The sequence below is a fragment of the Phenylobacterium sp. FG114 genome, assembly GCF_057809855.1.
Genome location: NZ_JBMDKU010000003.1, coordinates 205,714 through 231,852 on the forward strand (window position 1 = coordinate 205,714; position 26,139 = coordinate 231,852).

The 26,139-nt window shown below is 69.4% G+C and carries 26 protein-coding genes; 13 read left to right on the forward strand and 13 right to left on the reverse strand.

What is annotated here, in order from left to right; genetic code table 11:
• Positions 1 to 22: 22 nt before the first annotated feature.
• From ACODSY_RS06360 to ACODSY_RS06370, 3 genes are all read left to right on the forward strand, one after another.
• A complete protein-coding gene (locus ACODSY_RS06360) occupies positions 23 to 646 on the forward strand; it encodes a DUF4142 domain-containing protein (protein ID WP_488950836.1) in 624 nt (207 codons plus the stop codon).
• Positions 647 to 741: 95 nt separating this feature from the next.
• Positions 742 to 1,992: an MFS transporter gene (locus ACODSY_RS06365; protein ID WP_488950837.1), complete on the forward strand. Its 1,251-nt coding sequence runs from the start codon at positions 742 to 744 to the stop codon at positions 1,990 to 1,992.
• 58 nt (positions 1,993 to 2,050) lie between these two features.
• Positions 2,051 to 3,148: a hypothetical protein gene (locus tag ACODSY_RS06370; protein ID WP_488950839.1), complete on the forward strand. Its 1,098-nt coding sequence runs from the start codon at positions 2,051 to 2,053 to the stop codon at positions 3,146 to 3,148.
• A 37-nt stretch (positions 3,149 to 3,185) separates the two neighbouring features.
• Here the strand turns inward: ACODSY_RS06370 and ACODSY_RS06375 are convergent, their stop codons facing one another.
• The 4 genes from ACODSY_RS06375 to ACODSY_RS06390 form a co-directional block, all read right to left on the reverse strand.
• On the reverse strand, positions 3,186 to 4,028 hold the full coding sequence (locus tag ACODSY_RS06375) for a DUF3618 domain-containing protein (protein WP_488950840.1): 843 nt from the start codon (positions 4,026 to 4,028) through the stop codon (positions 3,186 to 3,188).
• Entirely contained in the window at positions 4,025 to 4,426 is a 402-nt protein-coding gene (locus ACODSY_RS06380) for a phage holin family protein (protein ID WP_488950841.1), read from the reverse strand. The genes ACODSY_RS06375 and ACODSY_RS06380 overlap by 4 nt, the downstream gene beginning before the upstream one ends.
• 3 nt (positions 4,427 to 4,429) lie before the next feature.
• Complete coding sequence (locus ACODSY_RS06385; protein WP_488950843.1) at positions 4,430 to 5,092, reverse strand: hypothetical protein; 663 nt, start codon at positions 5,090 to 5,092, stop codon at positions 4,430 to 4,432.
• Positions 5,093 to 5,226: 134 nt separating this feature from the next.
• Positions 5,227 to 5,481 carry a hypothetical protein gene (locus ACODSY_RS06390; RefSeq protein WP_488950844.1) on the reverse strand — a complete coding sequence of 85 codons (255 nt, stop codon included), beginning with the start codon at positions 5,479 to 5,481 and terminating at the stop codon, positions 5,227 to 5,229.
• A gap of 112 nt (positions 5,482 to 5,593) precedes the next feature.
• Here ACODSY_RS06390 and ACODSY_RS06395 point away from each other — a divergent pair, with 112 nt between their 5' ends.
• Both ACODSY_RS06395 and ACODSY_RS06400 read left to right on the forward strand, forming a co-directional pair.
• Positions 5,594 to 7,249, forward strand: coding sequence for a M28 family metallopeptidase (locus ACODSY_RS06395; protein WP_488950845.1), 1,656 nt, complete (start codon positions 5,594 to 5,596; stop codon positions 7,247 to 7,249).
• Between the two features lie 77 nt (positions 7,250 to 7,326).
• Positions 7,327 to 7,725, forward strand: a complete 399-nt coding sequence (locus ACODSY_RS06400; protein ID WP_488950846.1) for a hypothetical protein — start codon at positions 7,327 to 7,329, stop codon at positions 7,723 to 7,725.
• On the opposite strand, the gene ACODSY_RS06405 is transcribed toward ACODSY_RS06400, so the two are convergent.
• Entirely contained in the window at positions 7,722 to 8,090 is a 369-nt protein-coding gene (locus ACODSY_RS06405; RefSeq protein ID WP_488950848.1) for an EthD domain-containing protein, read from the reverse strand. The two genes, ACODSY_RS06400 and ACODSY_RS06405, sit on opposite strands and share 4 nt — an antisense overlap.
• 112 nt (positions 8,091 to 8,202) lie before the next feature.
• Between ACODSY_RS06405 and ACODSY_RS06410 the strand changes: the two genes are divergently transcribed.
• Together ACODSY_RS06410 and ACODSY_RS06415 are read left to right on the forward strand one after the other, a co-directional pair.
• The gene (locus ACODSY_RS06410) at positions 8,203 to 9,663 is read left to right on the forward strand and encodes a sensor histidine kinase (RefSeq protein WP_488950849.1); all 1,461 of its coding nucleotides are present in this window, start codon (positions 8,203 to 8,205) and stop codon (positions 9,661 to 9,663) included.
• Between the two features lie 649 nt (positions 9,664 to 10,312).
• The gene (locus ACODSY_RS06415) at positions 10,313 to 10,744 is read left to right on the forward strand and encodes a response regulator (RefSeq protein ID WP_488950851.1); all 432 of its coding nucleotides are present in this window, start codon (positions 10,313 to 10,315) and stop codon (positions 10,742 to 10,744) included.
• Here the strand turns inward: ACODSY_RS06415 and ACODSY_RS06420 are convergent.
• On the reverse strand, positions 10,741 to 12,066 hold the full coding sequence (locus ACODSY_RS06420) for a dicarboxylate/amino acid:cation symporter (RefSeq protein WP_488950852.1): 1,326 nt from the start codon (positions 12,064 to 12,066) through the stop codon (positions 10,741 to 10,743). The two genes, ACODSY_RS06415 and ACODSY_RS06420, sit on opposite strands and share 4 nt — an antisense overlap.
• A gap of 144 nt (positions 12,067 to 12,210) precedes the next feature.
• On the opposite strand from ACODSY_RS06420, the gene ACODSY_RS06425 reads away from it, so the two are divergent.
• Together ACODSY_RS06425 and ACODSY_RS06430 are read left to right on the forward strand one after the other, a co-directional pair.
• Complete coding sequence (locus ACODSY_RS06425) at positions 12,211 to 13,455, forward strand: serine hydrolase domain-containing protein (protein ID WP_488950853.1); 1,245 nt, start codon at positions 12,211 to 12,213, stop codon at positions 13,453 to 13,455.
• Positions 13,456 to 13,460: 5 nt separating this feature from the next.
• Complete coding sequence (locus ACODSY_RS06430; RefSeq protein WP_488950854.1) at positions 13,461 to 14,480, forward strand: hypothetical protein; 1,020 nt, start codon at positions 13,461 to 13,463, stop codon at positions 14,478 to 14,480.
• On the opposite strand, the gene ACODSY_RS06435 is transcribed toward ACODSY_RS06430, so the two are convergent.
• The 3 genes from ACODSY_RS06435 to ACODSY_RS06445 are packed head-to-tail and all read right to left on the reverse strand — an operon-like array spanning position 14,477 to position 17,562.
• Positions 14,477 to 15,058 (reverse strand): GDYXXLXY domain-containing protein, encoded by a 582-nt coding sequence (locus ACODSY_RS06435; protein ID WP_488950856.1) that lies wholly within the window; start codon positions 15,056 to 15,058, stop codon positions 14,477 to 14,479. The genes ACODSY_RS06430 and ACODSY_RS06435 overlap by 4 nt on opposite strands.
• Entirely contained in the window at positions 15,055 to 16,116 is a 1,062-nt protein-coding gene (locus tag ACODSY_RS06440) for a DUF2157 domain-containing protein (protein WP_488950858.1), read from the reverse strand. The genes ACODSY_RS06435 and ACODSY_RS06440 overlap by 4 nt, the downstream gene beginning before the upstream one ends.
• 45 nt (positions 16,117 to 16,161) lie before the next feature.
• Positions 16,162 to 17,562 (reverse strand): hypothetical protein, encoded by a 1,401-nt coding sequence (locus tag ACODSY_RS06445; protein ID WP_488950859.1) that lies wholly within the window; start codon positions 17,560 to 17,562, stop codon positions 16,162 to 16,164.
• 354 nt (positions 17,563 to 17,916) lie between these two features.
• On the opposite strand from ACODSY_RS06445, the gene ACODSY_RS06450 reads away from it, so the two are divergent.
• Together ACODSY_RS06450 and ACODSY_RS06455 are read left to right on the forward strand one after the other, a co-directional pair.
• The gene (locus ACODSY_RS06450) at positions 17,917 to 20,364 is read left to right on the forward strand and encodes a TonB-dependent receptor (protein WP_488950861.1); all 2,448 of its coding nucleotides are present in this window, start codon (positions 17,917 to 17,919) and stop codon (positions 20,362 to 20,364) included.
• Positions 20,365 to 20,526: 162 nt separating this feature from the next.
• Positions 20,527 to 21,414: a peptidase associated/transthyretin-like domain-containing protein gene (locus ACODSY_RS06455; RefSeq protein WP_488950863.1), complete on the forward strand. Its 888-nt coding sequence runs from the start codon at positions 20,527 to 20,529 to the stop codon at positions 21,412 to 21,414.
• On the opposite strand, the gene ACODSY_RS06460 is transcribed toward ACODSY_RS06455, so the two are convergent.
• Positions 21,411 to 21,758: a hypothetical protein gene (locus tag ACODSY_RS06460; protein ID WP_488950864.1), complete on the reverse strand. Its 348-nt coding sequence runs from the start codon at positions 21,756 to 21,758 to the stop codon at positions 21,411 to 21,413. The genes ACODSY_RS06455 and ACODSY_RS06460 overlap by 4 nt on opposite strands.
• Positions 21,759 to 21,763: 5 nt before the next feature.
• Complete coding sequence (locus ACODSY_RS06465; RefSeq protein WP_488950865.1) at positions 21,764 to 22,105, reverse strand: hypothetical protein; 342 nt, start codon at positions 22,103 to 22,105, stop codon at positions 21,764 to 21,766.
• A gap of 222 nt (positions 22,106 to 22,327) precedes the next feature.
• Here ACODSY_RS06465 and ACODSY_RS06470 point away from each other — a divergent pair, with 222 nt between their 5' ends.
• The gene (locus ACODSY_RS06470) at positions 22,328 to 22,480 is read left to right on the forward strand and encodes a hypothetical protein (protein WP_488950867.1); all 153 of its coding nucleotides are present in this window, start codon (positions 22,328 to 22,330) and stop codon (positions 22,478 to 22,480) included.
• A 38-nt stretch (positions 22,481 to 22,518) separates the two neighbouring features.
• Here the strand turns inward: ACODSY_RS06470 and ACODSY_RS06475 are convergent, their stop codons facing one another.
• Positions 22,519 to 23,334, reverse strand: coding sequence for an SPOR domain-containing protein (locus ACODSY_RS06475; RefSeq protein WP_488950868.1), 816 nt, complete (start codon positions 23,332 to 23,334; stop codon positions 22,519 to 22,521).
• Positions 23,335 to 23,701: 367 nt separating this feature from the next.
• On the opposite strand from ACODSY_RS06475, the gene ACODSY_RS06480 reads away from it, so the two are divergent.
• Entirely contained in the window at positions 23,702 to 24,754 is a 1,053-nt protein-coding gene (locus ACODSY_RS06480) for a hypothetical protein (protein WP_488950870.1), read from the forward strand.
• Positions 24,755 to 24,805: 51 nt separating this feature from the next.
• On the opposite strand, the gene ACODSY_RS06485 is transcribed toward ACODSY_RS06480, so the two are convergent.
• Positions 24,806 to 26,137: a sensor histidine kinase gene (locus ACODSY_RS06485; protein ID WP_488950871.1), complete on the reverse strand. Its 1,332-nt coding sequence runs from the start codon at positions 26,135 to 26,137 to the stop codon at positions 24,806 to 24,808.
• Positions 26,138 to 26,139: the final 2 nt, after the last annotated feature.

Below are 26,139 nucleotides of genomic sequence, written 5' to 3' on the forward strand. Positions count from 1 at the left end.
ACAGCCTCAAGGGAGAGCCTCAATGAAACGCGCCTTTATGTTCGCCGCAGCCGCGGTCGCCGCCCTGTCCATGGCCGCTTGCCAGAAGAAGGACTCGACGGCCAATCCGGCGGAACCCGGCACATCGAACGAGGCCGTCAACGCCGCCCAGGACGCGACATCCGCCGCGGTCGGCGCCACCTCGGCGGCGACAGTGGGCCAACTGTCGACCGACGCCTTCGTCACCAACGCGGCGATCAGCGACATGTACGAGATTCAGGCCGGCCAGATCGCCCAGAAGAAGGGCCAGTCTGCCGGCGTAAAGGACTTCGGCAAGATGATGGTCACCGACCACACCGCCATGTCCAACGAGATGAAGCCGCTCGTCACCGCCGCCGGCAAGACGCCGCCGACCGGCCTCGACGAACGCCGCAAGGGCATGATCGACAACCTGAACGCCGCCTCGCCCGCCGACTTCGACGGCGTCTACCTCTCGCAGCAGGAGGCCGCCCACAACGAGGCGCTCTCGCTGATGCAGGGCTATGCCGACAACGGCGACGATGCGGGCCTCAAGGCCGCCGCCGGCAAGGCCGTGCCGAAGATCCAGGCGCACCTCGACCATGTGAAGAAGCTGCAGGCGGCGCCCGCCGCCCCGGCCAAGAAGTAACCGCGTCACCCTTGACGCAAGGCTTTGAACGCCCGTCGGCCCAGCCGGCGGGCGTTCGGCTATCCCGGCGCATCCCTGGGATGTAAGCCTCCGGCGTGGCGCACGCAGAACCCGAGTCTCCCGCTGAGCGCGTGTCGGCCGCCGCCGTGCCGGTTCTCTTGCTGCTCGTGTTCCTCAGCCTGATCGGCTGGGGCATCGTCATCCCCCTTCTGCCGTTCTTCGCCACCGCCTTCGACGCCAAGCCGTGGCACGTCACGCTGTTGTTCGCACTCTACTCGGCCGGCCAGTTCCTGGGCGAGCTGTTCTGGGGCCGGCTCTCCGATCGGATCGGCCGGCGGCCCGTGCTGCTGCTCACTGTGGTCGGCTCGGCGCTGGGCTACCTGGCGCTGGCCTATTCGCCGAACATCTGGGCGGCCATGGTCATCCGCACCGCCGCCGGCTTCTTCTCCGGCAACATGTCGGCGATCCAGGGCTACATGGTCGACGTCTCTCCGCCTGAAAAACTGGCGGGCCGGCTGGGCCTGATCGGTTCGGCCTTCGGCATCGGCTTCGTGGTCGGCCCGGCCCTGGGCGGCCTGCTCGCGCGGCCGGAGCTGGGCGCCGCGGGCTTCCAGCCACCGCTGCTGCTGGCGTTCGGGCTCTGCCTGATGGCCACCCTCGGCATCCTGGCCTTCGTGCGCGAGAGCCGGCGCCTGGGCGGCGCGCCGCCCGAGCGCGGCAATCCCTTCGCTGCCCTGGGCGAGTCGTTGCGCCATCCTGTCCTGGCCAGCGCGTTCGGCGTGATCGCGGTGGGCTTCTTCGCCTCGTCCGCCCTCTGGTCGGTGCTGGGGCTCTGGATGGACGCAAGGTTCGGCTGGGGACCGCGGCAGGTGGGGCTGGTTATGGCCGTGACGGGCGTGGCCTCGGCGCTGACCCAGGGCGTGTTCGCGGGGGTCGCCGTCCGCCGGCTGGGACCGGGACCGACGATGGTGGGCGGCCTGCTCTTCGCCTCGGTCTGCCTCATGGCGATGGCGGCCTCGCCTGCTGGCGGGTTCGCCGCGATCACCCTCACGCTGTCGATCCTGGGCCACGCGCTATGGCAGCCGGCCGCCACGGCGATCGTAAGCCGCGCCACCGATCCCGACCGGCAAGGCGCCGTGCTGGGCGCGGCCAGCGCCTCGGGATCTCTGGCGCGCGTGCTGGGCCCCATCTTCAGCGGGGCCCTGTTCTCGGGCGTCGGCCCCTGGGCGCCCATCGTCTTCGCCGCCACCTTCATGCTGCCCGCCGCCTGGCTGGCGCGCCGGGGCGTGCGCGCGCTGCAACAGCGCGAGCAGGCTGCCGCCGAGGTCGACGCCGCGCGCGATTAGTGCCTATCCTCCGCCCATGCCGGCGTTCGAAGAACCGGTTTGCTGGAGGAAACGGAAGATGACCCGCACGCTCGCGGCCGCCCTCGCCTTCACGGCGCTCACGGCCCTCGCCGCCATCCCGGCCGCCGCCCAGGCCCAGACCAGCCCGGCCTCCCTAGCCAAGGGTTACAAGGCGCCCCGCAACCATTGGGGCCAGCCCGATCTGTCCGGCAACTGGACCAACGCCACGATCACGCCCTTCGAGCGTAATGCGAAGCTGGGCGAGCGCCTGGCCTTGACGCCCGGCGAGGCGGCCGCGCTCGAGGGCGCCAACGCCAAGCTGAACGAGGACGGGGCCAAGCCGACCGACCCGAACCTCAAGGTCACGGACCTGCCTCAGGAATGCGGCCGCGGCTTCCGCGGCGTCGACTGCGGCTACAACAATTTCTGGGTCGATCCGGGCACCAAGCTGATCCGCTTCAACGGCGAGGCACGCGCCTCCGTGATCGTGGAGCCGAAAAACGGCCGGATGCCGGCGCTGACGCCCGCCGCCCAGAAGGCCGTCCAGGCCCGGCTCGGCAACGCCCGGGTGGGCAACTTCGACGGACCCGAGCGCCGGCCGCTGGGGGAGCGCTGCATCATGTCGTTCGGCTCGTCGGCCGGCCCGCCGATGCTGCCCAGCCTCTACAACAACAACTACGCCATCATTCAGAATGGCGACACGGTGATGATCCAGGTCGAGATGGTCCACGACACCCGACTGGTCCGCCTGAACGCCGAGCACGACAAGTCCGGGGTGCGCAGGTGGATGGGCGACAGCGTCGGGCGCTGGGAAGGCGAAACCCTGGTCGTCGACACCATCAACATGCGGCCCGAACAGACCCTGAGGGGCGGCGGCGGGGCCGGCAACCTGCACGTGGTCGAGCGTTTCACGCGGATCTCACCGCAGCAGATCCTCTACCAGTTCGAGCTGAACGACCCGGCGACCTACACGGCCCCGATTAAGGGCGAAGTGGCCTTCAACGCCACCAAGGGGCCGATCTACGAATACGCCTGCCACGAGGGCAACTACGCCTTGCCCGGCATCCTCGCCGGGGCGCGGGCCGAGGAGAAGCAGGGCCGCGAGATGGAAGGCAGCCGTGGCGCCGTCAAGGAAGAAGGCGCCGAGGGCGGCTAACCCCCGACGCCTTCTGATCCCGATCCGACGACGGCGCTTAGTGCGCCGCGCCGCCCAGTTCGTCCTTCACCGTGCGGGCCCCGGCCTCGGCGATGGCCGAGGCCTTCTCGCGCAGGGTCGCGCCCTCGCCGGCGGGGCCGGTCTGGCGATGCAGTTCGTCCTTCACCTGGCCATAGGCGCGCTGGGCCACGTCCTTGACGTCGTCCAGCGAGGCCTTCGCCCGGTCCGCCACCTTCGACCGCGCCGGGCCGAAGTAGCGACGCTCGGCCGTGGTCGACGGCAGGGCCGCGCCGATCGCCGCGCCCACCGCCAAGCCGATGGCGCCGATCACCAGCGGCTCGGTCTCCAGCGTGTCGTCGAAGCGCTGCCGCGCGACGCGTCCGTACTCACCAGCCTTCTCCTGCGCCAGGTGGGCATATTCGCCCGCCTTGCCGCGCAGGCCCGTGACGCCGTCGGCGGCCTGGTGCTGCGCATCCGACAGCTTGGCCTTGGCCTTCTCAGCGGTGTCGGCGAGCTTGGCCTTGGCGGCCTCCGCCTTGGCCTTCACCCGGGCGCGCAGGGTCTCTTCCTCGTCGTAACCCTCATAGGTCGGGTAGTAGCCCGAGCCCCGATAGCCATCGGCGGAGGGCCCGTGGCGACGCGTCTGGCTGATGGCCAGCCAGGCCACGCCCAGGCCGATCAGCGCGATCGGGATCGGGTTCTCACGGAGTTGCTCCACCGCCGTCGTCAGCACCTTGTTGCTCGCGCCGCCCATCATCCTCGTCGCCTCGTCGAACATTTCCTTGGGTTGCATCTTGTCCTTCAGGGCCTCGACCGTCTGGTCGATGCGCCCGCGGGCGTCTTCCACTTCGCGCTCCAGCTCTGCGGAGGTCTTGGTCATCGGGTGTTCCCCTTCATGAGTTCGGCGTCTTTCTTGAGCTGGCGGGTGGTGCGGTCCGGCTTCAGGCCGCCTAGCGAGATGGCCTTCATCCCGGCGCGGACGAGCAGGTAGCCGACCGCCGCCACACCCAGCCCCACGATCAATGCGGCCCAGATCGGATCCATGAACTTCGCCAGCGCCAGCACCAGCGCCTGCAACAGAACCAGCAGGGCTGCGATCAGCAGCAGGCCGCCGGCCGCGATGTCGCCCACCGCCTTTCCGGCGGCGTTCAGCTTCTCCGACACCTCGGCCCGGACCAGTTCCGATTCCTTCCGGACCAGGGCGGCCATGTCGCCGCCCAGCTGCGCGATCAGATCGGTCAGGCCTCGCGCCTCCCTGGGGGGTTCGGCGCCGTCCATGGCCTAACGGCTCCCGGTGTAGGGCGAGGTGATGGCGTCGGACTCGCCGATCCCCGAGGTCCCGTCATCGACCACGCCCGTCGGCGAAGCGTCGCTCGGCACGTCTTCCAGCGCGCCCAGGTTGGCGGTGATCGAGCTGTCGACCCCGGCGTCCTCAGGCGCGGCGGCTGGGCCGTCGTAGCTTTCGGCGTCGTCCTCGCCGAAGGTCATCGGCGCGCCGCTCAATGGCGTTTCCATCGCCGGTTCCGACGCCCGCGCGAAGCGGCCGATCGCCAGGCCCACCAAAACCGCGCCGCCGATGAAGGCCGCCGGGTTCTTCCGCCCGAAATCGCGGACCGCGTTCACCAGGTCGCCGGGCTCCTTGTCCGCCAGGTTGCGCGACAGGCTTTCCAGGCCGTCGGCCGCCTGCTGTACCAGCCGCGAGGCCGGGCTCTGGTCGGCGCCCGCCAGTTCGTCGCCCGCGCGGCGCACGGCGTTGGCGAAATCGCCCAGGGTCTTGGCGCCCGCCTGCGTCCCCTTCTGGGCCTCGGCCTTCACCCGCTCCTGGGCGGCGCTGGCGAAGGACTGCGCCTCCGCCTTCAGCGCGTGGCCGGCTTGGCCCACGAGTTCCTTCGCCTGGTCCTTGCGGCTGGTGGTGTCGCCGATCCCGGCTCCGAGGTCGCTCATGTTTCTCTCCGCATGCAGGCAAGCGGCGACCCGCTCGGGCCACCCGTTCGGGGCCTAAACGCAGCAGAGGCCGTTCGGTGGCGTACCGAAGGCGCGAAACCTCAGTTTTCCAACAAGATGTCGGGCGCCCGACTTTATTTGCGCCCGCGCCGCCACATCAGCGCGACGCCGATCGCGACGCCGACCGCCAGACCCGCGACGCCCATCGTCAGGGCTTCGCGATCCATGGCCGCGGCCAGGCGCTGGCGGGTGCGGCGCGTTAGCGTGCGAAGGCGGCCGCGGCCGTCGTCGTCGTAGCCTTCGTAGATGGCGTAGTGGCCAGCCAGGCCTTCGGGCTTCACATAGCGGTCGCCGGCCAGCTTCCGCGTGGAATCGTCGAACACACCCATCCGTCGCACCCTATCGTTCGGCGGCGTCTTAGAGCGCCACGCGCTGTCCTTGTCACCCGCCCATCGTGTCAAACCGAAGGCGGGCGCCGGAAATCCACTCTATACGGGATGTATGACGCGTACCTTTACCAGCCTAGCCCTCACCCTCTCATTCTTCGCGGGTTCTGCTGCGGCCCAGGAGATTTCCGCCCAGCGCCTGTCGGACATCACCCGCGAGCTGGCTTCGCCGGAGTACTTCGGCCGCGGGCCGGGCGGGCCGGGCGAGCCCAAGACGGTCGACTTCATCGTCGCGCAATTCAAGGCGCTGGGCCTCACCCCGGCGGGCGACAATGGCGGGTGGACCCAGGATGTGCCGCTCTATCGCTACCAGACCCAGCCTGGCGGAACCTACACCCTCGCCACGGCGCAGGGGTCGAAGTCGCTGCACGAGCAGACCGACCTGAGGATCGAGACCCAGCAGCCCGTCGAGCGCGTCCAGATCAAGTCCGCGCCCCTGGTCTTCGTCGGCTATGGCGTCACCGCGCCCGAACGGGGCTGGGACGACTTCAAGGGCGTGGACCTCAAGGGCAAGATCGCCCTGGTCCTGATCAACGACCCGGACTTCGAGGCGGCGCCCGCCGACGCCGTGGCCGGCAAGTTCGGCGGCAAGGCGGCCACCTTCTACGCACGGTGGGTCTACAAGTACGAGGAGGCGGTCCGACGCGGCGCTCTCGGCGCCCTGATCGTCCACGAGACCGCCGGCGCCGCCTACGGCTGGAACACGGTCGTGGCGTCGAACGGCGAAAGCTATGACGTGGTGCGTCCCGATCCCGCCAAGGACAAGCTGCTGCTTCAGGGCTGGATCCAGCGCGACCTCACGTTGCAGCTTTTCAAGGACGCCGGCCTGGACTTCGAGGCCGAGAAGGCCCGCGCCAAGACGGCCGCCTTCAAGCCCGTCCAGCTAAGGGGCGCGAGTTTCTCGGCGGACTATCGGAACAGCTTCACGCGCCTGAAGAGCCAGAACGTCCTGGCCAAGATCCCCGGCGCGAGGCGGCCGGCCGAGAGCATCCTCTACGCCGCGCACTGGGACGCCTATGGCGTCGATCCGGCCGACCTGACTGGCAAGGTGATCCGTCCGGGCGCCGTGGACGACGCCGTCGGGGTGGCGGGCGTGATCGAGACCGCGCGCGCCTTCAAGGCCAGCCCCGCGCCAGACCGCACAATCCTCTTCGCCGCATGGACCGGCGAGGAACGCGGCCTGCTGGGCAGCGAGTACTACGCCCAGCGCCACGAGACCGACCTCGCGAAGATGGTCGCCAACTATACGTTCGACGTCCTGCAGACCGCCGGACCCGCGCGCGACGTGGTCCTGGTCGGTTCCGGCCAGAACGAGCTGGAGGCGCACCTCGCCCAGGTCGCCGCCCGGCACGATCGCACCATCACCCCCGACCCCCGGCCCGAACGCGCCCTCTTCTACCGCGCCGACCACTTCTCGGTCGCCAAGCGCGGCGTGCCGACGCTGCTCTTCATGGGCATGAGCGGTGGCGCCGACCTGGTGAACGGCGGCAAGGCGGCCGGCGACAAGTGGGTCGAGGACTACACCGCCCGCTGCTATCACCAGACCTGCGACGTGTGGGCGTCCGACCAGGACTACCGGGGCGCGGCCGACGACGTCCAGCTCGCCTTCGAGGCCGGCCGCGATCTCGCCAATTCCAAGCGTTGGCCCGACTGGAACCCGACCTCGGAGTTCAAACCGATCCGAGCGAAGACAGTGAAGCAGCGGAAGTAGGGCTCCGCCAACCTGAAGCCTCCGTTCAGGCACGGTTCAGCCGCCCAGGCGTTAATCGAACCCGAATGGAGGCCAATATGCGTAAGCTTCTCACCACCGCCCTTGCCGCCGTGACGGCCGCGGGCGCCGTCCTGGCGACCGCCGCGCCGGCCGAGGCGCAGCGCTATCGTCACTACCGTCATCACAAGGACAACGACGACGCCGTCGCCGCCGCCGTCCTGGGCGGTGTCGCGGGCTTGGCGCTGGGCGCCGCGCTCTCGAACGGCGGCAGCCGCAGCCGCAGCTATTCCAGCGGCTACTATTCCTACGACCCGCGCTACGACAGCTACCGCGGCGGCTACTACGGCGATCGCGGCCACTACGGCAGGCCCTACGCCTACTCCGACCGCTCGTACCGGACCTGCATCAGCCGCGACCGGGTCTACGACCCCTACATCGGCCGCCGGGTGACGATCGAGCGCCGCTACGCCTGCTAGCCGACCACCACCCGCTCCTGCCCCCACCACAGCGGTGAGCGCGGCAGGTCGATAAACCGCCGCTCGTCCTCGAGCAGCATCGCGGCCGCCGCCTGGGCCTCCGGGCGGCGGCCGTTTTCGCCCATGGCCTCCAGGCTGTCGAACCACAGCTCGGCCACGCCGTCGAACTCGGGCGGCGCGTCGCGGCTAGCCCGCAGCCCCGCGCTGGCCTCGGCGGGCAGGCTGTGCATCTGCACGTAGCGGCGGATGCCCAGCGTTTCGGCCACGCTTGCGACCAGCGGCGCATGGGTCCCGTACCAATATTCCTGGAATTCCTGTCGGTTGAACGACGGAAGCCGAACCAGGCAGAACGTAAGCTTGATCATGGCGAAGCGCCTCCCGACGCAACCCTAGCAGGCGAACGGCGCTCGCCAGACTCCGCGGCTCAGGCTAGGTTCGCGCCACGTCGGGGCATGGCTGGAGGTCGGGGCGCGGACGATGTCCGAACAGCTCAAGAGTGAAAATGCGCGCCTGGCGGCTCGCGTGGCCGAGCTGGAAGCTCAGCTCGCGGACAAGCCCCCTATCGATCGCGCCAGCCTGTATCGTATGACCGACAACGCGCCGTGGGGCGTGATGGCGCTCAACGCCAACGGCGGCATCGACTATGCGAACCCGGCCATGCAGCGCTGGCTGACCAAGCCGGTCCCCGCCGTGGGCGAACCTCAATCCGAGACCATTGGCCCGACCCTCTTCGCGGTCATCGAGGAACCCCTGGCCCAGGCCCTGGCGGGCCAGGCGCGCGAGACGGAGCTGTCGATCCGCGACGTTGCGGGTCAGTCCCGCGACGTCCGGGTGTTCGTCGTGCCCCGCGGCGGCGGCGCGGCGGCGATCACCGGCGCCGTGGTCAGCATCTACGACATCACCGAAACCCAGGCGCTGGACCGTTCGGTCCGGGAAAACGAAGCGCGCCTGCGCCACGTCAACGCGGTCTCGCCGACCGCCAACTACATTTACGACTTCCAGGCCGGCCGCCCCATCTGGGTGGGGGGGCGCACGGAGCGGGTCTATGGCTACACGGCCGAAGAGCTGGAGGCCGGCGGCGGCGAACTCATCCGCGCCATGATCCACCCGGACGACTTTCCCAAGGTGGCCGAGCGCCTCAAGCAGCTCACGGCCGCGCCGGACGGCGACGTGCGCGAGTTCGAGCTGCGCATCCGCCGCCGCGACGGCAGTCCCGGCTGGCGCTGGGTCCTCGACCGCGCGGTGGCCTTCGAGCGCAACGCCGAGGGCCGGGTCACCGCGACCCTCAGCGCCGCCCTCGACATCGACGAGCGCAAGCGCGCCGAGGAGCGGCGCACCCTGCTCATCAACGAGCTGAACCACCGGGTGAAGAACACCCTGGCCTCGGTCCAATCGATCGCCCGTCAGACCCTGCGCTCGGGCCGCTCGGCCGAGGAGATGAGCGATATACTCACCGGCCGACTGATCGCGCTGGCGGGCGCCCATGACGTGCTGACGCGCGAGAACTGGGAGGGCGCGGGCCTGCGCAAGATCGTGTCGGTGGCGATGGCGCCCTTCGACGTGGCGCGGATCGCCACGTCCGGCCCGGATGCGCGGCTTGACGCGCGCGCAGCCCTGGCCCTCGGCATGGCCCTGCACGAACTGGCCACCAACGCCTCCAAGTACGGCGCCCTGTCGAACGAGACCGGCCAGATCACCCTCGCCTGGCGCCTGATGGAAGACCCTGATCGAGGGGTTCCGGCGTTGGAGCTCGAATGGCGTGAGACCGGCGGTCCACCGGTCGCGGCCCCGCGCCGCCGCGGCTTCGGCTCGCGCTTGCTGACGCAGGGCGTGCGCAGCGAGCTCAACGGCGCCGCCGAGATGGAGTTCACTCCCGAGGGCCTGGTCTGCCGGATTTTCGCGCGCCTCGAGGTCACCCCCTTCCTCGCCCTGGCCTGACGCGGCCGAACCACCAAAAACAAGGTTGACGCGCGCGAATCCAGTAATTACTAAACATACAACAACTGGACTTCACGAGACCTCGCCACCCGGAGGGCCCAGCGGCCGCCCCAGCCGCTTTCCGCCTCTTCCGCGACCCAAACCCTCCCCCCCCCTGAGTGCGGAGTTCCGGGTGGCGAGCCCCCAAACCTTTCTGGGTCAGACGCCCCAGAAAAGCTCCACTTCGAAAGTTTAGAGCGCGTCGCACGGGTTAGCCGGCTTCTGGGCAGACCTGGCGCGCTCAAGGGCCGGAGAACGACAATGCGCGTGCGGTACGCCATCCGCTGGTCGCGTCTCACCGAGACGGTGGCCATGGCCGCATCGGCGGCCGGCCTGATCGCGGTGATCGCGGGCCTGCTCTAGGTCGGCTAAGCAACCGCACCGGGACCGCACAGCATTTAACTACGGTAGTCTGGCGGGTGCGAGGCGAATTGCGGCTTCAAAGCTTGCGGAGACGCCGCGTGGCGATCCGGATTCCAGCGCCGCCCGCGGATGTTCACACGGTAAACGCAGGATTCAGTACGTCTGTCAGTCTTACCTTAAAGCCCTAAGCGACAGATTCGGGGTGAAACGGGCGCGTACTCCCCGCGCCGTCCCGTGGAGCCAAGCCGTGCCGGACAATCCGGGCGATACCAGCAGGCCTCTGAAGGTGCTGCACGTCGACGACGACCCGATGAACTTGCGCGTCGTTCAGGAGATCCTGGGCGCGTTCGGTCACCAGGCGGTCATGGCCTGCTCTGGCGCCGAGGCCCTGGAACGCCTGGCCCTCGAGCACTTCGACCTGATGCTGCTGGACATTCACATGCCCGGCATGACGGGCATCGACGTGATCGAGCGCCTACGCAGCTCGGACGGTCCCGAGCGCAATGTTCCCGTGATCGCGCTGACTGCCGACGTCTATTCGCGCCGCCCGGCCGAGTATGTCGCGCTGGGCTTCAACGACTTCGTCTCCAAGCCCATCCTGGTGGCCGGCCTGATGGCCACCATCAAGCGCTGCACCGCCGCCGCGCCCGCCGCCCCGCTGCTCAGCCGCGCCAGCTAGTCGCTGTCCGCCTCCAGCGGGGTCGCCGCCAGCGGCTTGGGAGGCCCGCTCAGCGCGGCCGCGAGCTTTTCGCGGTCGAGCTGGCCTTCCCAGCGCGAGACCACCAGCGTCGCCACCGCGTTGCCGATGAAGTTGGTCAGCGCGCGGCACTCGCTCATGAACCGGTCCACGCCCAGGATCAGGGCCATGCCCGCCACCGGCAGGCTGGGGACCACCTGCAGCGTTGCGGCCAGGGTGATGAAGCCTGCGCCGGTCACCCCCGCGGCGCCCTTCGAGCTGAGCATCGCCACGCCCAGCAGGAGCAGCTGTTCCTCCAGCGCCAGATGAATGCCCAGCGCCTGGGCGATGAACAGCGCCGCCAGGGTCATGTAGATGTTGGTGCCGTCGAGGTTGAAGCTGTAGCCCGTGGGCACCACCAGCCCGACCACCGACTTCGCCGCCCCCGCCCGCTCCATCTTTTCCAGCAGCGACGGCAGCGCCGCCTCGGAGGAACTGGTCCCCAGGACGAGCAGCAGCTCCTCCTTCAGGTATCGGATCAGCTTCAGGATGGAGAAGCCGTTCAGGGCCCCGACCGCCCCCAGCACCACCAGCACGAACAGGATCGAGGTGCCGTAGAAGGTGGCCACCAGAGCCGCCAGGCTGGCGATGCTGGCGATCCCGTACTTGCCCACCGTGAACGCAAAGGCGCCGAACGCCCCGATCGGCGCGGCGCGCATGAAGATCGCCACCAGCCTGAAGAAGGCCTCGGCCAGGGAGTTCAGCACCGCCAGCGCCGGCTCGCCCCGCTCCCCGATCATCGCCAGCGCCAGCCCGAAGGGGATGGAGAAGAACAGCACCTGCAGGATGTTGCCGCCGACGAACGCCCCCGCCACCGTCTCGGGGATCACGTCCATCAGGAAGCCCACGACGGTCATGTCGTGCGACTTGGCCGCGTAGGACTTCACCGCCTCAGCGTCGAGCGTGGCCGGGTCGATGTTCATGCCCGCGCCCGGCTGCACCACGTTGGCCACGATCAGGCCCACCACCAGGGCGAAGCTCGACACGGTGATGAAATAGGCGAAGGCCTTTGCGGCGACCCCACCGACCTTGCCGATGTCGCGCATGCCGGCGATGCCGGTGACCACCGTCAGAAAGATCACCGGGGCGATGATCATCTTCACCAGCTTGATGAAGGCGTCGCCCAGCGGCTTCAGCGCCTCGCCCGTCGCCGGCCAGACGTGGCCGATGAAGGCGCCCAGCGCGATGGCGACCAGCACCTGCACATAGAGTTGCGTCCAGAGGGGCCGCTTCACCGGCGCCTCGATCGTCCTGATGCCGGCCACCCGACTCCCCCGCTAGGTCTCGCCCCAACCTAGCGGGCGGCGCGCTCGGAAACATCCCCGCAAAACGAGTGGTCCACCTTTCGAAAACAGGGGATGTTGCCCCTGCGGAGTCCGCATCAGACGGACCCAGATGGGGAAGAGACCATGACCACGTTCGATCGGCGCAGCCTGCTGCTCGGGGCCGCCGCGGCGCTGACCGCCCTGCCCGCTTTCGCGAAGATCGCGGTCCAGCCGCCCGCGTCAGCGGGCTTCACCGCTGCGGGCGTCGCCGACCTGAACGCCCAGATGCACGCGCTCGTCGACCAGCAGAAACTGGCGGGCGTCGTCACCCTGCTGGCGCGCAAGGGCAAGGTCGTGAACCTGGATGCCTATGGGAAGCAGGACGCCGGCGCGCCCACGCCCATGGCCGTCGACTCGATCTTCCGCATCGCCTCGATGACCAAGCCCATTACCGGGGTGGCGATGATGCAGCTCTGGGAACAGGGCAAGTGGAAGCTCGACGATCCGGTCGCCCGGCACATCCCCGAATTCGCCAACCTCAAGGTCAAGACCGCCGCCGGCTTGGTCGACCAGACGAAACCCATGACCATGGCCCAGTTGATGAGCCACACGGCGGGCTTCGGGACCAGCGGGGTCTACGAGGCGGCTAAGGTCAACCTGCGCGAGACCGATCTCCAGGGCATGGTCGACAAGCTGGCCGCCCTGCCGCTCGTGAGCCAGCCCGGCACGGACTGGGCCTACGGTCCCTGCGTCGACCTGCAGGGCTATGTCATCCAGAAGCTGTCGGGCAAGTCGCTGGACCGGTACTTCCAGGATCACATCTTCAGTCCGCTCAAGATGCCCGACACCCAGTTCTGGGCCGATCCGTCGAAGACCGCGCGTGTGGTCCGTATCCACACCTACGACGCCGCGGGCAAGATCATCCCTGCCGACAGCCGCGTTCTCACCGCCCCGCCCCGGTTCCTGGCCGGCGGCGGCGGGCTCTACTCCACCGCGCCGGACTACTACCGCTTCTGCCAGGCCCTGCTGCAGGGCGGCGAGCTGGAGGGGGCCCGCGTCCTCAAGCCCGAGACCGTGAAGCTGATGCGAAAGTCGGTTCTGCAGCCCGGCGTCGGCGTCGACCTCTACGGGCCGGTGCAGAAGGGCCTGGGGTTCGGGATGGACTTCGCCGTCCACGAGCGGCCGGCCGAGAGCGGCCTGCCCCAGGGGCAGGACAGCTACTGGTGGGGTGGCGCGTTCGGCACTTGGTTCTGGATCGATCCCACCAACGACATCGTCTTCGTCGGCATGATCCAAAACGTGCGCGGCTCGGTGCCGGGCGGCGGCACGCCAGACGTGCGCTCCATCTCGCCCAAGGCCGTCTACTCCGCCCTCAGCGCGAAGGCGTGAGCGTCATGCGCCAGCTTCTCGCCGCCCTCGCTCTAGCCGCGCTGGCCACCTCCGCCATCGCCGCCGACACCTACAAGGCGTCCCGCAACGCCTTCGGCCAGCCCGACCTTGAGGGCGTCTGGACCAACGCCTCGCTTACCGGCCTCGAGCGCGGGCCTCAGTTCAAGACGCTGACCATCACCGACGCCCAAGCCCGCCAGGTCGAGCAGATGCGCGCGAAGATGATGGACGCCCAGAGCAGGCCCACCGACCCCAACGCGCCGCCGCCCAAGGCGGGGGACGACCCCGGCGGCTACAACGCCTTCTGGACCGACGCGGGCAGCCGCATGGGCCGGATCGGCGGCGAGGTCCGCACGTCGTGGCTGATCGATCCGGCCGACGGCAAGCTGCCCTACCGTCCCGAGGGATGGAAGCTCTACCAAGCGACCCTGGAAAAGGCTCGCAACACCTTCGACGGGCCCGAGGCGCGGCCCTTGGGCGAGCGCTGCATCCTAGGCTTCGGCTCCACGGCCGGCCCGCCGATGCTGAACGTGCTCTACAACAACCACTACCAGTTCCAGCAGGCCAAGGATCACGTGGTCATCGTGGTCGAGATGAACCACGACGCCCGCATCATCCGCCTCGCCGACAAGCGCCGGCCGCCGGCGCACATCCGCACCTGGATGGGCGACTCCATCGGCCGGTGGGAGGGCGACACCCTCGTCGTCGAAACCGTGGGCTTCAATCCCGGCGAGAGCCTGCGCCCCTACTTCGGCGCCAGCCTCTACCTGTCGCCGGACGCCAAGGTGACAGAGCGCTTCACCCGCATCGCCAAGGACCAGATCCTCTACGCCTTCGAGGTAGACGACCCGGCCGTCTACACCAAGGTCTGGAAGGCTGAGATGGCCCTGAACGCCGCGCCCGGTCCGGTCTACGAATACGCCTGCCACGAGGGCAACTACTCCCTGCCCGGCATCCTGGCCGGCGCCCGCAAGGCCGAGGCCGAGGGCCGCGCGCCCGAGGCGGTGGATCTGTCCGAGCACTAAAGCCAGTCCAGGTCGACGCGCCGGCCGCCGGCGCTGACGCCCTTGAGCCGCGCCTTGCCGTCGGCGCCGACCGAGACCACCGCGTAGCCGGTGGCCGGCCCATCGCGGGTCATCAGCATGATCTTCTGGATCGCCTCGGCCTGCTCCTGGTCGGCGTGCAGCCGTTCGGGTCCGAGGTTCAGGATTACCCAGGTGGTCTCCGGGGCGCCGCGGGCCAGGCAGTCGAGGTCGCCGCGCACCGCGATCTCCCCCAGTTTCAGCGCCCCCGCCCGGCTCAGCGCCGCGCCCGTCGCCTCGTGGTGGTCGCCGCGCCGGGTCAGGGCCACCCAGGCGTTTCCCCGCCGCAGGTAACCGCCCTGCCCCGGCGGGCACGGCGTCCCGGGGGGATACTCCGAGCGGAACTGGAAGCGGACATAGTGGCCGGTCAGCAGCTCGCGCGGGTCATAGCCGGTGATCGGCAGGACCACCTCCTGCCCGCCGTCGCGCGCCATGCCCTCGTGCACCACCAGGCCCACCAGGCCCAGCGCCAGCACGCCGGCGGCGGCCAGGATTCGTACGGGAAGTCCGGGCAGCCTCATGCCGCCTTCCTCCGCCGCATCGCCCACGCCACGCCCAGCGCCGCCAGCGCCGCCCCGCCGAACACCGCCGCCGAGGTCATCAGGCCGACGCCGAGGTTGAATAGCAGCGTCGCGCCGGCCGCGATCAGGCCGACCACGCCCGCCGCCGTGACGGGCGCGTGCCGGTCGTGGCGGCCCAACGCCACGATCCCGGCGGACACCGCCAGCCAGGCGATCGAATGGCCGACACCCTTGAGGCTGTCGCCAAAACCCGAGGCTCCGAACCAGGTCAGGGCTCCCCACGCGAACCAGCCATAGAGCACAGCCGCGGGGGCCTCGAACCGGTCGCGCAGGACGCGCGCCGCGGCCGCGCCGGCCGCCAGCACCGCCGACGCGCCGAGAAACAGTTGCTCCGGATGGCCGCGCATCGCGCCGTCGAAGGTCAGCACCGCCAGCACGCAAGCGATTCCGCTCACGTGCGCCAACGTCTGCGAGCGCCACCACAGCGCCAGGCCGGCGGCGAGCGGCGCCGCCGCGACCAGCCATCCGAACCGCCACGGCTCCACGCCTCGCCCTCCGCCGTCGGCGAAATCCCCGAAGCCGAGCAGCACCACGCCCACCGCTGCGGCCCATGGCGAGCGTCCAGCGACGGCCAGCAACGCCGCAGCCAGCCCCGCCGAACGCAGCGCCGCCTGCGGCTCGCCCACGATGTCGAAGATCTGCCCCGTCAAGCCGATGGCGGCGGCGAAGATCAGCGCCGCCACCGCCAGCATCACCTGCCGGGTCACGTCCCGCCCGCGCGCGGCGGCCCAGGCCGCTCCGCTCGCGGCGCCCAGAAAAGCCGCCAGGACCAGGATGAACCGGGCGATCCGCGGGATGTCGGACCAGTTCGCCGCGACGAAGACGATCACCGCGACGCCCGCCAGCAGGCCGCCCACGATGGCCAAGGAGGTCGCAGCGTCCAGCCGGCGACCGTCGCCGACCGTTTCGAGGATGGCCGCGCGGCTCTCGACCGGCACGAGGCCCCGGCCGATCCAGTCGTCAAGGTCGCGTTCCAGTCGCCGCCGGTAGCTCGCCATCACGCCTCCCGCGGGACGTAGAGTGGCCGGTGCGCCGTGCGGCGCCTAGTCCTTGCGGCCCTGGCCGCGGCCATGGTCGGGACCGCCGCCTCGTTCGCGCGCCGCGGCCGGCTGGGCATGTTGCCCCGCCGCGCGGGCCTGCTGCTGCGCCTGGCGCTGCTGGTGCGCCTGCTGTTCGCGTCGCGCCTGCCGCTGCCCGCGCTGCTGCTGGGCCATCTGCTGGCGCTGGGCCTGCTGACGCTGCTCATGTTGCGCGCGCTGCTGCTCGGCCGCCTGCTGCCGCATGTGCTGGCGTTGCGCCTGCTCGGCTTGCTGACGCTGCTGCTGCGCCTGTTGCCGCTGGGCGGCCTGCTGGTGCGCCTGCTCCGCCCTCGCCTGTTCGCGGCGCGTCTGCTCGCCTTGCTTGCGCGCTTGCTCGTGCTGCGTCCGCTGCTGCTGGGCGACCTTCTGGCGCTGCTCCTGCTGCGCCCGAACCTGCTGACGCTGCTGCAGCTCGGCGCGCTGGCGGATCTCGTCCCGCGGCTGGCGCTGCGCCTGCTGACGCTGTTGGCGCTGGGCCTGCGCCTGCTCGGCGAACCGCCGGCGCTGATCCCGCTGCTCGTCCGCCCGCACGGACGGACGCCGCCGCTCGTCCTCCTGCGCCTGACGCTGCCAGCCGCGCTCCGGCGCCTGGATGGCGGCGACCTCGCGGTGGTCGCCATCGCCGCGCCAACCCCGCGCGCGTTGGTCGCGTCGTTCGGCCTCGCGCTGGAACCGGCGCAGTTCGCGGTCCTGGTCGCGCTCGCGCCAGGCCCGCCAGGCGCGGTCTTCGCGCGCGGCCCGCATCCAGGGGTCGGCCGTGCGGATCAGCTGCGGCGCGCGCTGCGCCCACACCTGCTGGCTCACGGGCGCCCGCCGCGAGCGGCCCGCCGCCGCGCGCAGGTCGTGGCCACGCATCCAGTAGCGCCCGGCGGCAGGGGCGAAACGACGCGCGTCGTCCGCCGGCAGGTATCGTCCGCCAGAATCGAACACTGCGATTAGGATCCCGCCGGCGTCGTAGGCGTAGCCATAGCCGCCGTCGCGGACGAAGTACGGATAGTCGACCCCCGGCTCGTAATAGTAGTAGCGGTATCCGTCGTCCCAGGGCTCGGCGTACATCGCCCAGTCGTCCTCGGTCTCCCAGGCCAACGGCTCGATCCCGTCGTATTCGAAACCGTAGTCCGGCGGCGTGTCATAGACCGCGCGCTGCAGCCCATAGGCGCGCTCGGCCCAGGCGTAGCTCTCGTCCGGCGCGCGGTAGTCCACGCGCGCGGGCTCGGCATAGGGCAACTCGCCGGCCGCCGACAGCTCGGCCAGCGACGGCGGCTCGGGCGCGTCGACGCGACCGCCACGGTCGTCACAGGCCGCCAGCGTCAGGGCCATGGCGCCGGCGGCGGCCAGGCGCGCCTTGGATCCAAAGCGGGTCATAGGAGGCGTCTCCTCATTCCTCAGGATTCGCCAGCCTGTCCCTCGGGGGCTGAACGAGGTGATGAGCGGAAACGTCAGCGACGGTTCAGGGTTGCGGCCGCCATGCGGCGCAGCGCTGCTTTGGCGCGGGGGATTCCTTCGTACTCTACCAAACCGTTGCTTCGGAAATACACCGCGTTCGAAAAGCGACGGTATATGTAACCGGGCTTATTGACGTGACGTCCGCCATGCCGGACATTCGAATCCAAGCGCCACAAAGGCGCTGTTCAAAACGGGCTTGGGGGAAACATCAGAATGCTATCCAGCAAGAGCATGCTGCTGTCCTGCGTTTGCGCAGCGACAATCGTCAGTGGTTTGGCCGTTTCGACCGCGGCATACGCACAGGTCGCCGAAATCGAAGAGCTGGTGGTCACCGCGGAAAAGCGCGAGCAGTCCCTGCAGGACGTGCCCGTCGCCGTGTCGGCCTTCACCGACGAACGCCGCGAACTGGTCGGCATCAACTCGGTGCAGGACCTGACCAACTTCACGCCGGGTCTGGCCTATTCGACCAACAACGACCGCATCAACATGCGCGGCATCGGTCGCTTCACGAACAACCGCTCTTCCGAGGGCGGCGTGGCCATGTACTCGGACGGCGTCTACACCTCGTCGGTCACCCAGTTCGCCAAGTCCACGCTGTTCATCGACCGGACGGAAGTCCTGCGGGGCCCGCAGGGCACCCTCTACGGCCGCAACTCCATCGGCGGCGCGATGAACATCATCTCGAAGCGTCCGACCGACGACTTCCAGGCCGAGGTCCGGGGCAGCATCGGCAACTACGACACCTGGGCGACGGAAGCCGCCATCTCGGGCCCGCTGTTCGGCAACATCAAGGGCCGCTTGGCCGGCACCTACAGCTCGCAGGGCGACGGTTACTTCAAGAACCTCAATCCGAACGGCAAGGATGAGGGCGGCGTCGGCGACCAGTGGCAGATCGAAGCCCAGCTCCAGGGCGAGCTGGGTGACGGCAAGCTGGAATGGTGGGCGAAGGCCGAGACCGTCGAGTGGCACAATCTGGGCCGCGGCCCCGGCGGCCGCACGACCGCCCAGTACGGCATCCGCGACAACACCTCGCCGATCCAGGCCACCCTGACGCCGAACGCGGCCGGCTTCGGCCTGCCCCTGGCCCTGCCGGGCAACACCTGCCAGTTCTGCTTCGACACGGACGACGGCAACTACATCAATCTCGAGAGCAACACCTACGCCGCCAACGTCACGCTGCACCTCGACAATTTCGACATCAAATACATCACCGGCTTCACCTACTACGACTACCGGCTGCAGACCGACCTCGACGGCACCTCGCGCGCAGCGCCCTTCCAGCTGCCAGGCATCACGCCGTTGTACTATCCGCGGCGCAACAACCAGTACCAGGAAGAGGTCTGGTGGTTCTCGAACGAGCTGAACTTCGCGTCGACCTGGGATGGACCGTTCCAAGCCATCCTCGGCCTGTACCAGTTCCGCGAAGGTTCGAACTACACGCTGTCGGACGCCCGCTACGTCGACAATCCGCTTTTCAGTAACCCGACTCTGTTCACGACGAACCCTTCGCTTGCGGCCCAGCTTACGCCTGCGGCCCCGAACCCTCTGAACCGCTACGGCTACGGCAGTTCGGAGAACGTCAGTGAATCGTATGCCGTCTTCGGCCAAGCTGATTACCAGCTCACCGAAGAGCTGAAAGTGACGGCCGGGCTGCGCTACACCTACGACCGCAAGCGGTCGTTCGAGAGCGCGCGCCTGATGTGCCTTTACGGGGCCGCGTGCCCGATCAGCCGCGTCACCGGCCGGCCGGTGGATGTCACCGCAGTCGCCGCTCCGGGCGTCAGCTCCGACCCGTCCGTCTATCTGCCCGCCTACACCGACCCCACCACGGGCCTGCGCCACCGGGGGCTCAAGAACAACTGGAGCGGGATCACCGGCTCGCTGGGCCTGGACTGGCAGCCCGACCCCGACACCCTGGCCTATGCGAAGTACACGCGCGGCTACAAGGCTGGCGGCTTCAACTCGGGCACCACCACCCTGACGCCGAACGTCACGACGGAAGAAGAGACGATCGACGCCTACGAGGTCGGCCTCAAGAAGACCTTCGGCGGCCGCTTCCAGGCGAACGCCTCGGCCTACTACTACGACTACCAGGACATCCAGATCCCGATCTCCGGCCGCGATCCCGACACGGGCCTGACCGTCACCCGCTTCTTCAACATGCCGAAGGCGCGGATCGTCGGCTTCGAGCTCGAGACCATCTGGCAGCCGATCGAGAACCTCCAGCTGCTGGCGAACTACTCCTACCTCAACGCCGAGCTGCGGAAGGCCTGCTGCTTCCTCGATCCGGATGACCCGCAGGGCAGCGCCGCGTCCCAGGCCCAGGACCTGAAGGGCTCCAAGCTGCCCTCCTCCACGCCTCACCGCGTCACGGTGAACGCCAACTACACCTGGAATCTGGAGCCGGGCGACGTGTCGGCCTCGCTGACCTACGTCTGGAAGGACGCGACCTACTACTCGATCTTCAACGAGTACTATAACCGCGCCAAGGCCTGGGAGCAGGTCGACGCCCGGGTGCTCTTCAACGACAAGGACGACCGCTTCACGGTGATCGCCTACGTGAAGAACCTGTTCAAGTCCGAGGGCGTCAGCGGCATCGACGGCGACCGCCTCGATACCGGCCCGAACGGTCTCCGCCCCGGTGGCGACGCGTTCGTGAACCAGACGGTGTCCTACGTTCCCCCGCGGACGTACGGGCTAGAACTGCAGTACCGCTTCTAACCGCTCCTCGCGGTCGATCTGCGAACGCCCCGGCCTCACCGCCGGGGCGTTTTGCCGTGTGGGTCGCCGCGCCACCTGAAACAGTCGCGTAACGGCGCCGCAACAAGACGGCCCCGCGCCCTGCCTACCCGTCGCTCATCGCATCGCAGCAACGAGGGACGCATGCACGACGACGATCACGACCGGGGCCTGGCATTCGATCTCGAGGCTTTGCAGCGCCAGATGCTGGCGCGCCGGCGCATGCTGGGCCTCCTGGCTGTCGGGGGCGGCGCGCTCCTGCTCGATGCGTGCGGCGGCTCAGGCGAGGCGGACACGACGACGACGGCCACACCAACCACCACCACCACCACCACCACGGGAACCGGCGCGACGGGCACGGGCGCGACGGGCGGCTCCAGCTGCGCCGCCACACCTTCCGAAACCAACGGCCCGTACCCCGCCGACGGCTCCAACATGGCCAACGGCGTCCTGTCCAACATTCTCAACACCAGCGGCGTGGTCCGCGGCGACATCCGCGCCAGCTTCGCCGGCCTGTCGGGCGCGGCGGCGGGCGTGCAGCTCACGCTCACCATCAACCTCGTGAACACCAACGCCGCCTGCGCCGCCCTGTCGGACTACGCGATCTACCTCTGGCATTGCGACCAGAACGGCCAGTACTCGATCTACGACCTGCCGCAGCAGAACTATCTACGCGGCGTCCAGGCCACGAACTCGAGCGGCCAGGCGACCTTCACCACGATCTTCCCGGGCTGCTACTCCGGGCGCTATCCGCACATCCACTTCGAAGTCTACCGCTCGCTGAGCGCGGCCACGAACTACGCGAACCGCCTGCTCGTCTCGCAGTTCGCCATGCCGGCGGCCGCCTGCACGACCGTCTACGCTGCGGGCGGATACCCCAACAGCGCGTCGCGTTTTGCCCAGACCACCACGTCGAACGACAATGTGTTCGGCGACAACACCTCGGCCCAGATCGCCGCGATGACCCCGGCCCTCACGGGCAGTCCGACCGCCGGTTACGCGGGCTCGGTCACCGTCGGCCTCGCCGTCTAGCGGCAGCCCGCCACCACGCGCTCCAGGTCCTCCAGCCGCTCCTGGCGCAGGATCCGGCCGGCCGCCATCAGCTGATAGCGGTCGGCGGCGCCCGGCGCCTTGCGCAGCGCCGCGTCGGTGTCGGGATAGCGCGGCGGGCCCGGCAGCGTCTTCGGGACGCAACTCCTCGGGGCCGGCGGCGGCGGGGGCGGCGGCGGCGGCGGCGGCGGCTTCGGCACGACGACCACGGGGGCGGGAACCACAGGCGGCGGGGCGGGCGTCGGCTTCTCGCGGCGCAGCGTCTGGCAGCCGGCCAGCGCCACCGCCACGCCGGCCGCGGCCAGGGCCACCGCTTTTCGTCTCATGCGACTCATTTCTTCAAGTTCGATAGCACCGCGCGGTCGGCGCTTTCCATGCGCGCGCAGGCGTCGAAGCCTTCGGGCTGCTGCTCAAGCAGCCGCCGCGCACCCTCGGGCGTCTCGCCCGCCGCGGCGACCTGGGTCTCCGGCGCCCGCCTCGCCTCGCCGACCGCCTGACACGAGGCCAACTCCATGCGGAAGCTCGCCTCGGCCTTCTCTGACGCGTGCGTCAGTTCGGCGATCCGGGTCTCATAGCGGGTCCGCTCGGCGTTCCAGCCGGCCGCGGCGATACCGAGCGTCACGGCGAGCGCCAGCGCCGTCGCGATCGCGACGGCGCCCGTAAGGGGGCTCACGAGGATATGCCTCAGTCCTGCCAGCATGCTCCGTCCTCAAGCTCGGCTGCCCACCATTACGCAGCGTCGCTGTGGCCATTTCACGGCTGATAGAACCCGAGCCGCGTCCCCGCGTGGCCGGATCGTGCGTCACCATAACACAATCCGAGGTTTGTAATTCATGACTGGACGAGGTTTCGCCGAAGCTCGGAACATCCTTGGGCGCCGCCCATTGTTAAGCTCATGGGAAAATGGATCGCCATCCTGCTCGCCGCCATGGTCGGCCTTGCCGTTCTGGGCTTCCTGGTCGACGCGGCGCGCGTCATCGCCGGTGTGCTCTTCGTCGGCTGCCTGATCGTGCTCGCCGCCCGCTTCTTCATCCGCAAGCGCGGCTAGCGCGCCTCGGCCCGGCGCGCTGACTCCGACGAGCCCGGTCAGCCTGGTCGATTGGCCCGCACGAAGCAGCCCCGCCCGGCGGCCTTCAACGCCGCGCAGAACCGGGATGCGTCCGCGCCGTCGGCGAATCCCCCGACGACTGCGCGTCGCCAGGTCTTGCCGCCCACCTGCGCCGTCTCGATCCACGCCTTGCGGCCCGCCAGGCTGGGCTTGAGCGCCGCGAGCAGGCTCTTGATCTCGGTCTCGGACGGCGAGGCGCCGACCTGCACCACCGGACCGCCCCCGGACTCTGCCGCCGCCTGGGCTGGCCGCGTGGGCTTTGCCGGCTGGGCGGGGGCATGGGCCGTCTGCGCCGCCGGCGCGTCGAAGGGCCCCTTGAAGTCGGCTTGGCATGCGGCGCGCCAAGCCGCCTCCAGCGCGGTGCCCGCCTCGGGCGTCCGCCAGTCGGTCTCGGCCGGACGCAGCAGCTTGCGGTCGCCGAGCAGGTTGCGTTCCTGATAGCCCGTCGTCTCGCCCAACCGCACGCGGTGGCTCTCGCAATCGGCGTTCATCGAGACGTTCCACGACAAGGCCCCGGTGTGCGCCAGCGTCTCTGCGCTCAGCGCTTCCGCGCGGATCACGATCCGCGGTCCGGCCCCCGCCTCGGCGGGAAAGCTGGAGACCACCGACGTCAGGGCCTGCGGCGTCACCGCCACCACGCGGTCGGGCTGGATGTCGGTCTCGCCCTGCAGCCAGGCCAGCAGCGGCTCACGATCGAGCGAGGCTGGGAATTCGGCCGGCTCCTGCGCGGCCGCCGCGCCGCCGCTCGCCAGCCACACGACCGCCGCCACGGCCGGAACTACCCTGACCCTCATCGCCCTGATCCCCGAAGCAGTACTGGGGGCAAACTGTTCGCGAACCATGGCCGACACAAGGCCAGGGCATGCCCCGCGGATCACATAACGTTGCTATTCGAAACGTGCCGCCCGCCGGGCGCTCGCGGTGGAAAAGCCCCAAAATGGGTAAACAACTCTTGCCGTCCGCCGCGCAAACCCCAGCCGGGCCTCGAATCGGCGGAGTCTGGTTAACGGTTGCACAGCACGATCTGCTTCTCGCGACGAAACGGCTCCTCCCCCTCCCTGGCCGCTTCGCGCATGGGGAATTGAGGACGTGGGCAAGGGCTCGGACAGAACCTATCGGAGTCTACGCGGTCTGGAGAAGACGGCGTCCACCAGTCGCGTCTTGAACCTGGCCGCGCTGTCGGCGCGCAACGCGGGCAATCCTGAGCACGAGGCCTCGCCGTTCTTCGTCGCCTCCAGCCTCAACGGCGCGGTGATCGTGCGCCACCGGCTGCGCGACCAGGAGCGCGAGGCGTTCGACCGCATCCGCTACACCGCCACCAAGCTGATCATCCCGTTCGAGCGGTCCGACCTCGGCCTCGGCGGCCGTTCGGTGTTCGTCTCGGAACGCGGCTGGCTCGACGCCTTCGAGGAACTCCGCGGCGAGGCCCCCGATTTCCCGCGCGACGTGGCGGTGCTGGAAGCCATCGACGAGCTGCCCTCGCTCGACCCGTTCCTGCTGCGCGAGCACATGAAGCGCCGCGGCTTCGACATCAGCCCCACGCACTTCGAGATCTCCGCGCCCGACCTGGCCCGCATGCAGCGGTTCGTCGGCTCCGAGATCGCCAAGCTGATCGAGCTCGCCTACCGCGACACCGAGGGCCAGGAGGCCAACATCGCCCGTCTCGTCGAAGCGCTGCTGTCGGCGCGCACGGACGAGCGGCTCGAGCCGCTGCGGCTCACGCTGCGGCTGGAAAAGGAGAACTACAAGGAGGGCATCTTCGCCTGGAAGGGCTTCCTCTATTACAAGTGGGTGCTGAACACGCTCTGGGGCAACGTCCGCGACGTCTTCAGCGAACTGGGCCGCGTCCGGGTCATCGGCCCCATCGATTCCGAGACCGCCTCCGAACTCGAAGCCCTGAAGGTCCGCCTGCGGCAGAAGATGGAGCGGCAGGTGAAGTCGGTGATGCACCATCTCGGCGTCTACGACGACGTGTTCCAGCAGCTTACCGTCGAAGGCAACGCGCTGGCGTTCCGCGACTTCCTGCTGAAGTCGCCCGAGATGTTCCTGTCCCTGGGCGACGGCTGCGGCCTGGTCAGCCACATCGCCACCTACTGGCGCTATCAATTCCCGCGCGGCCGCCCCCTGGCCGCGAACGTGGTCCAACTCGTTGACACCCTCCAGGACTTCGAGCTCAGCCTGGGCTCCGATCTGCACGACGCCCAGGCGGCCTAAGCCAATCGACATTCCCTCCGTTCACCGCGCCTCGCGTTGAATGTCGGTGTCCTAGTCCCCCAGGGCCGCCTCCACGCGGCAGACCAAGCCTTCGGGTAGGAATTCCAGCCGCACGCTGCCGCCCAGTTCCTCGGCTAGGCCCTGTTCAAGCAAGCGCACGCCGAAGCCGCGTCGCCGGGGCGGCAGAACCGCCGGCCCGCCCATCTCGCGCCAAGTTAGGTCCAGCAGGCCGCCCGCCGTCGTCCAACGCACCTCGACCCGGCCGGCCGAGGTGGACAGCGCCCCGTGCTTCACCGCGTTGGTGGCCAGTTCGTGCATCGCCAGACCCAGGGCGACCGCCGTCTTGGGCTCAAGGTCCACCGATGGGCCTTCGACGGTCAGCCTGCCGTCGCCGCCGTGATGAGGCGCGACCGCCTCCGCGACGATCACGCCGATGGCAGCGGCTTCCCAGCTCTGTCGCGTCAAGACATCGTGCGCCGCGGACAAGGCAGCGAGCCGTCCTTCGAAGGCCTCGACCGCGTCCCTTGGCGTGGCGTTGGGTCGGAACGACTGCCGGGCGATGGCCTGCACGATGGCGAGGGTATTCTTCACCCTGTGGTTCAGCTCGTTGATCAGCAAGCGCTGGCGCGCCTCGGCCACCTTCCGCTCGGTGACATCCATGTTCGTGCCCACCATCCGGTTGGGCGCGCCGTCCGGCCGGTACAGGAACCGCGCCGCGCCCTCGACCCAGCGCACCGCCCCGTCCGTCCGTCGGATACGGAAGGCAAAGTCCATGGTCTCCTGGCGCGCCGCCATGGCCGCGTTCATCTCAAGCTCCATCCGCGACAGGTCGTCGGGAAGGACGTGCCCGCGCCATTCGGCGATGTCGCCCCCGAAGCTGCCCGCCGGCAGGCCGAAGACCACCTCCTCCTCGCGGCTCCAGACCACCTTCCCGCTGGGGATGTGCCAATCGAAGATGCCGATGCCGTGCGCCTCCACCGCCAGGTCCAGGCGCTGCTGGCTACGGCGCATGGCTCGCTCCGCGTCGGCCCGCTCGGTGATATCGTCGATGGCGACGCCGATGCCTTCGTCCGCCAGGGGCGCGATCCGCACCTCCACAGTCCGGCCTTCGCGCAGCGCCGAGGGGGCAGTGAGCCGACCCGGCCGGCGTTCGTTCATGGCCCGCTGGAGCAGCCGGCCGAACTCGCTGTCGCGATGCGGGAACAACGACCAGAAGTCGCGCCCCAGGATGTCCGCCCGGGTCATGCCGAAGAACTCCTCGGCCGCACGGTTGAAGAGGATCAGCCGCCACTCGCGATCCACGGCGTAATAGACGTCGCTGATGCTCTCCAGCACCGCTGCCAGCCGCGCGTCCGCCTGGGGGTCTGGCTTGGCTTTGCTCAAGG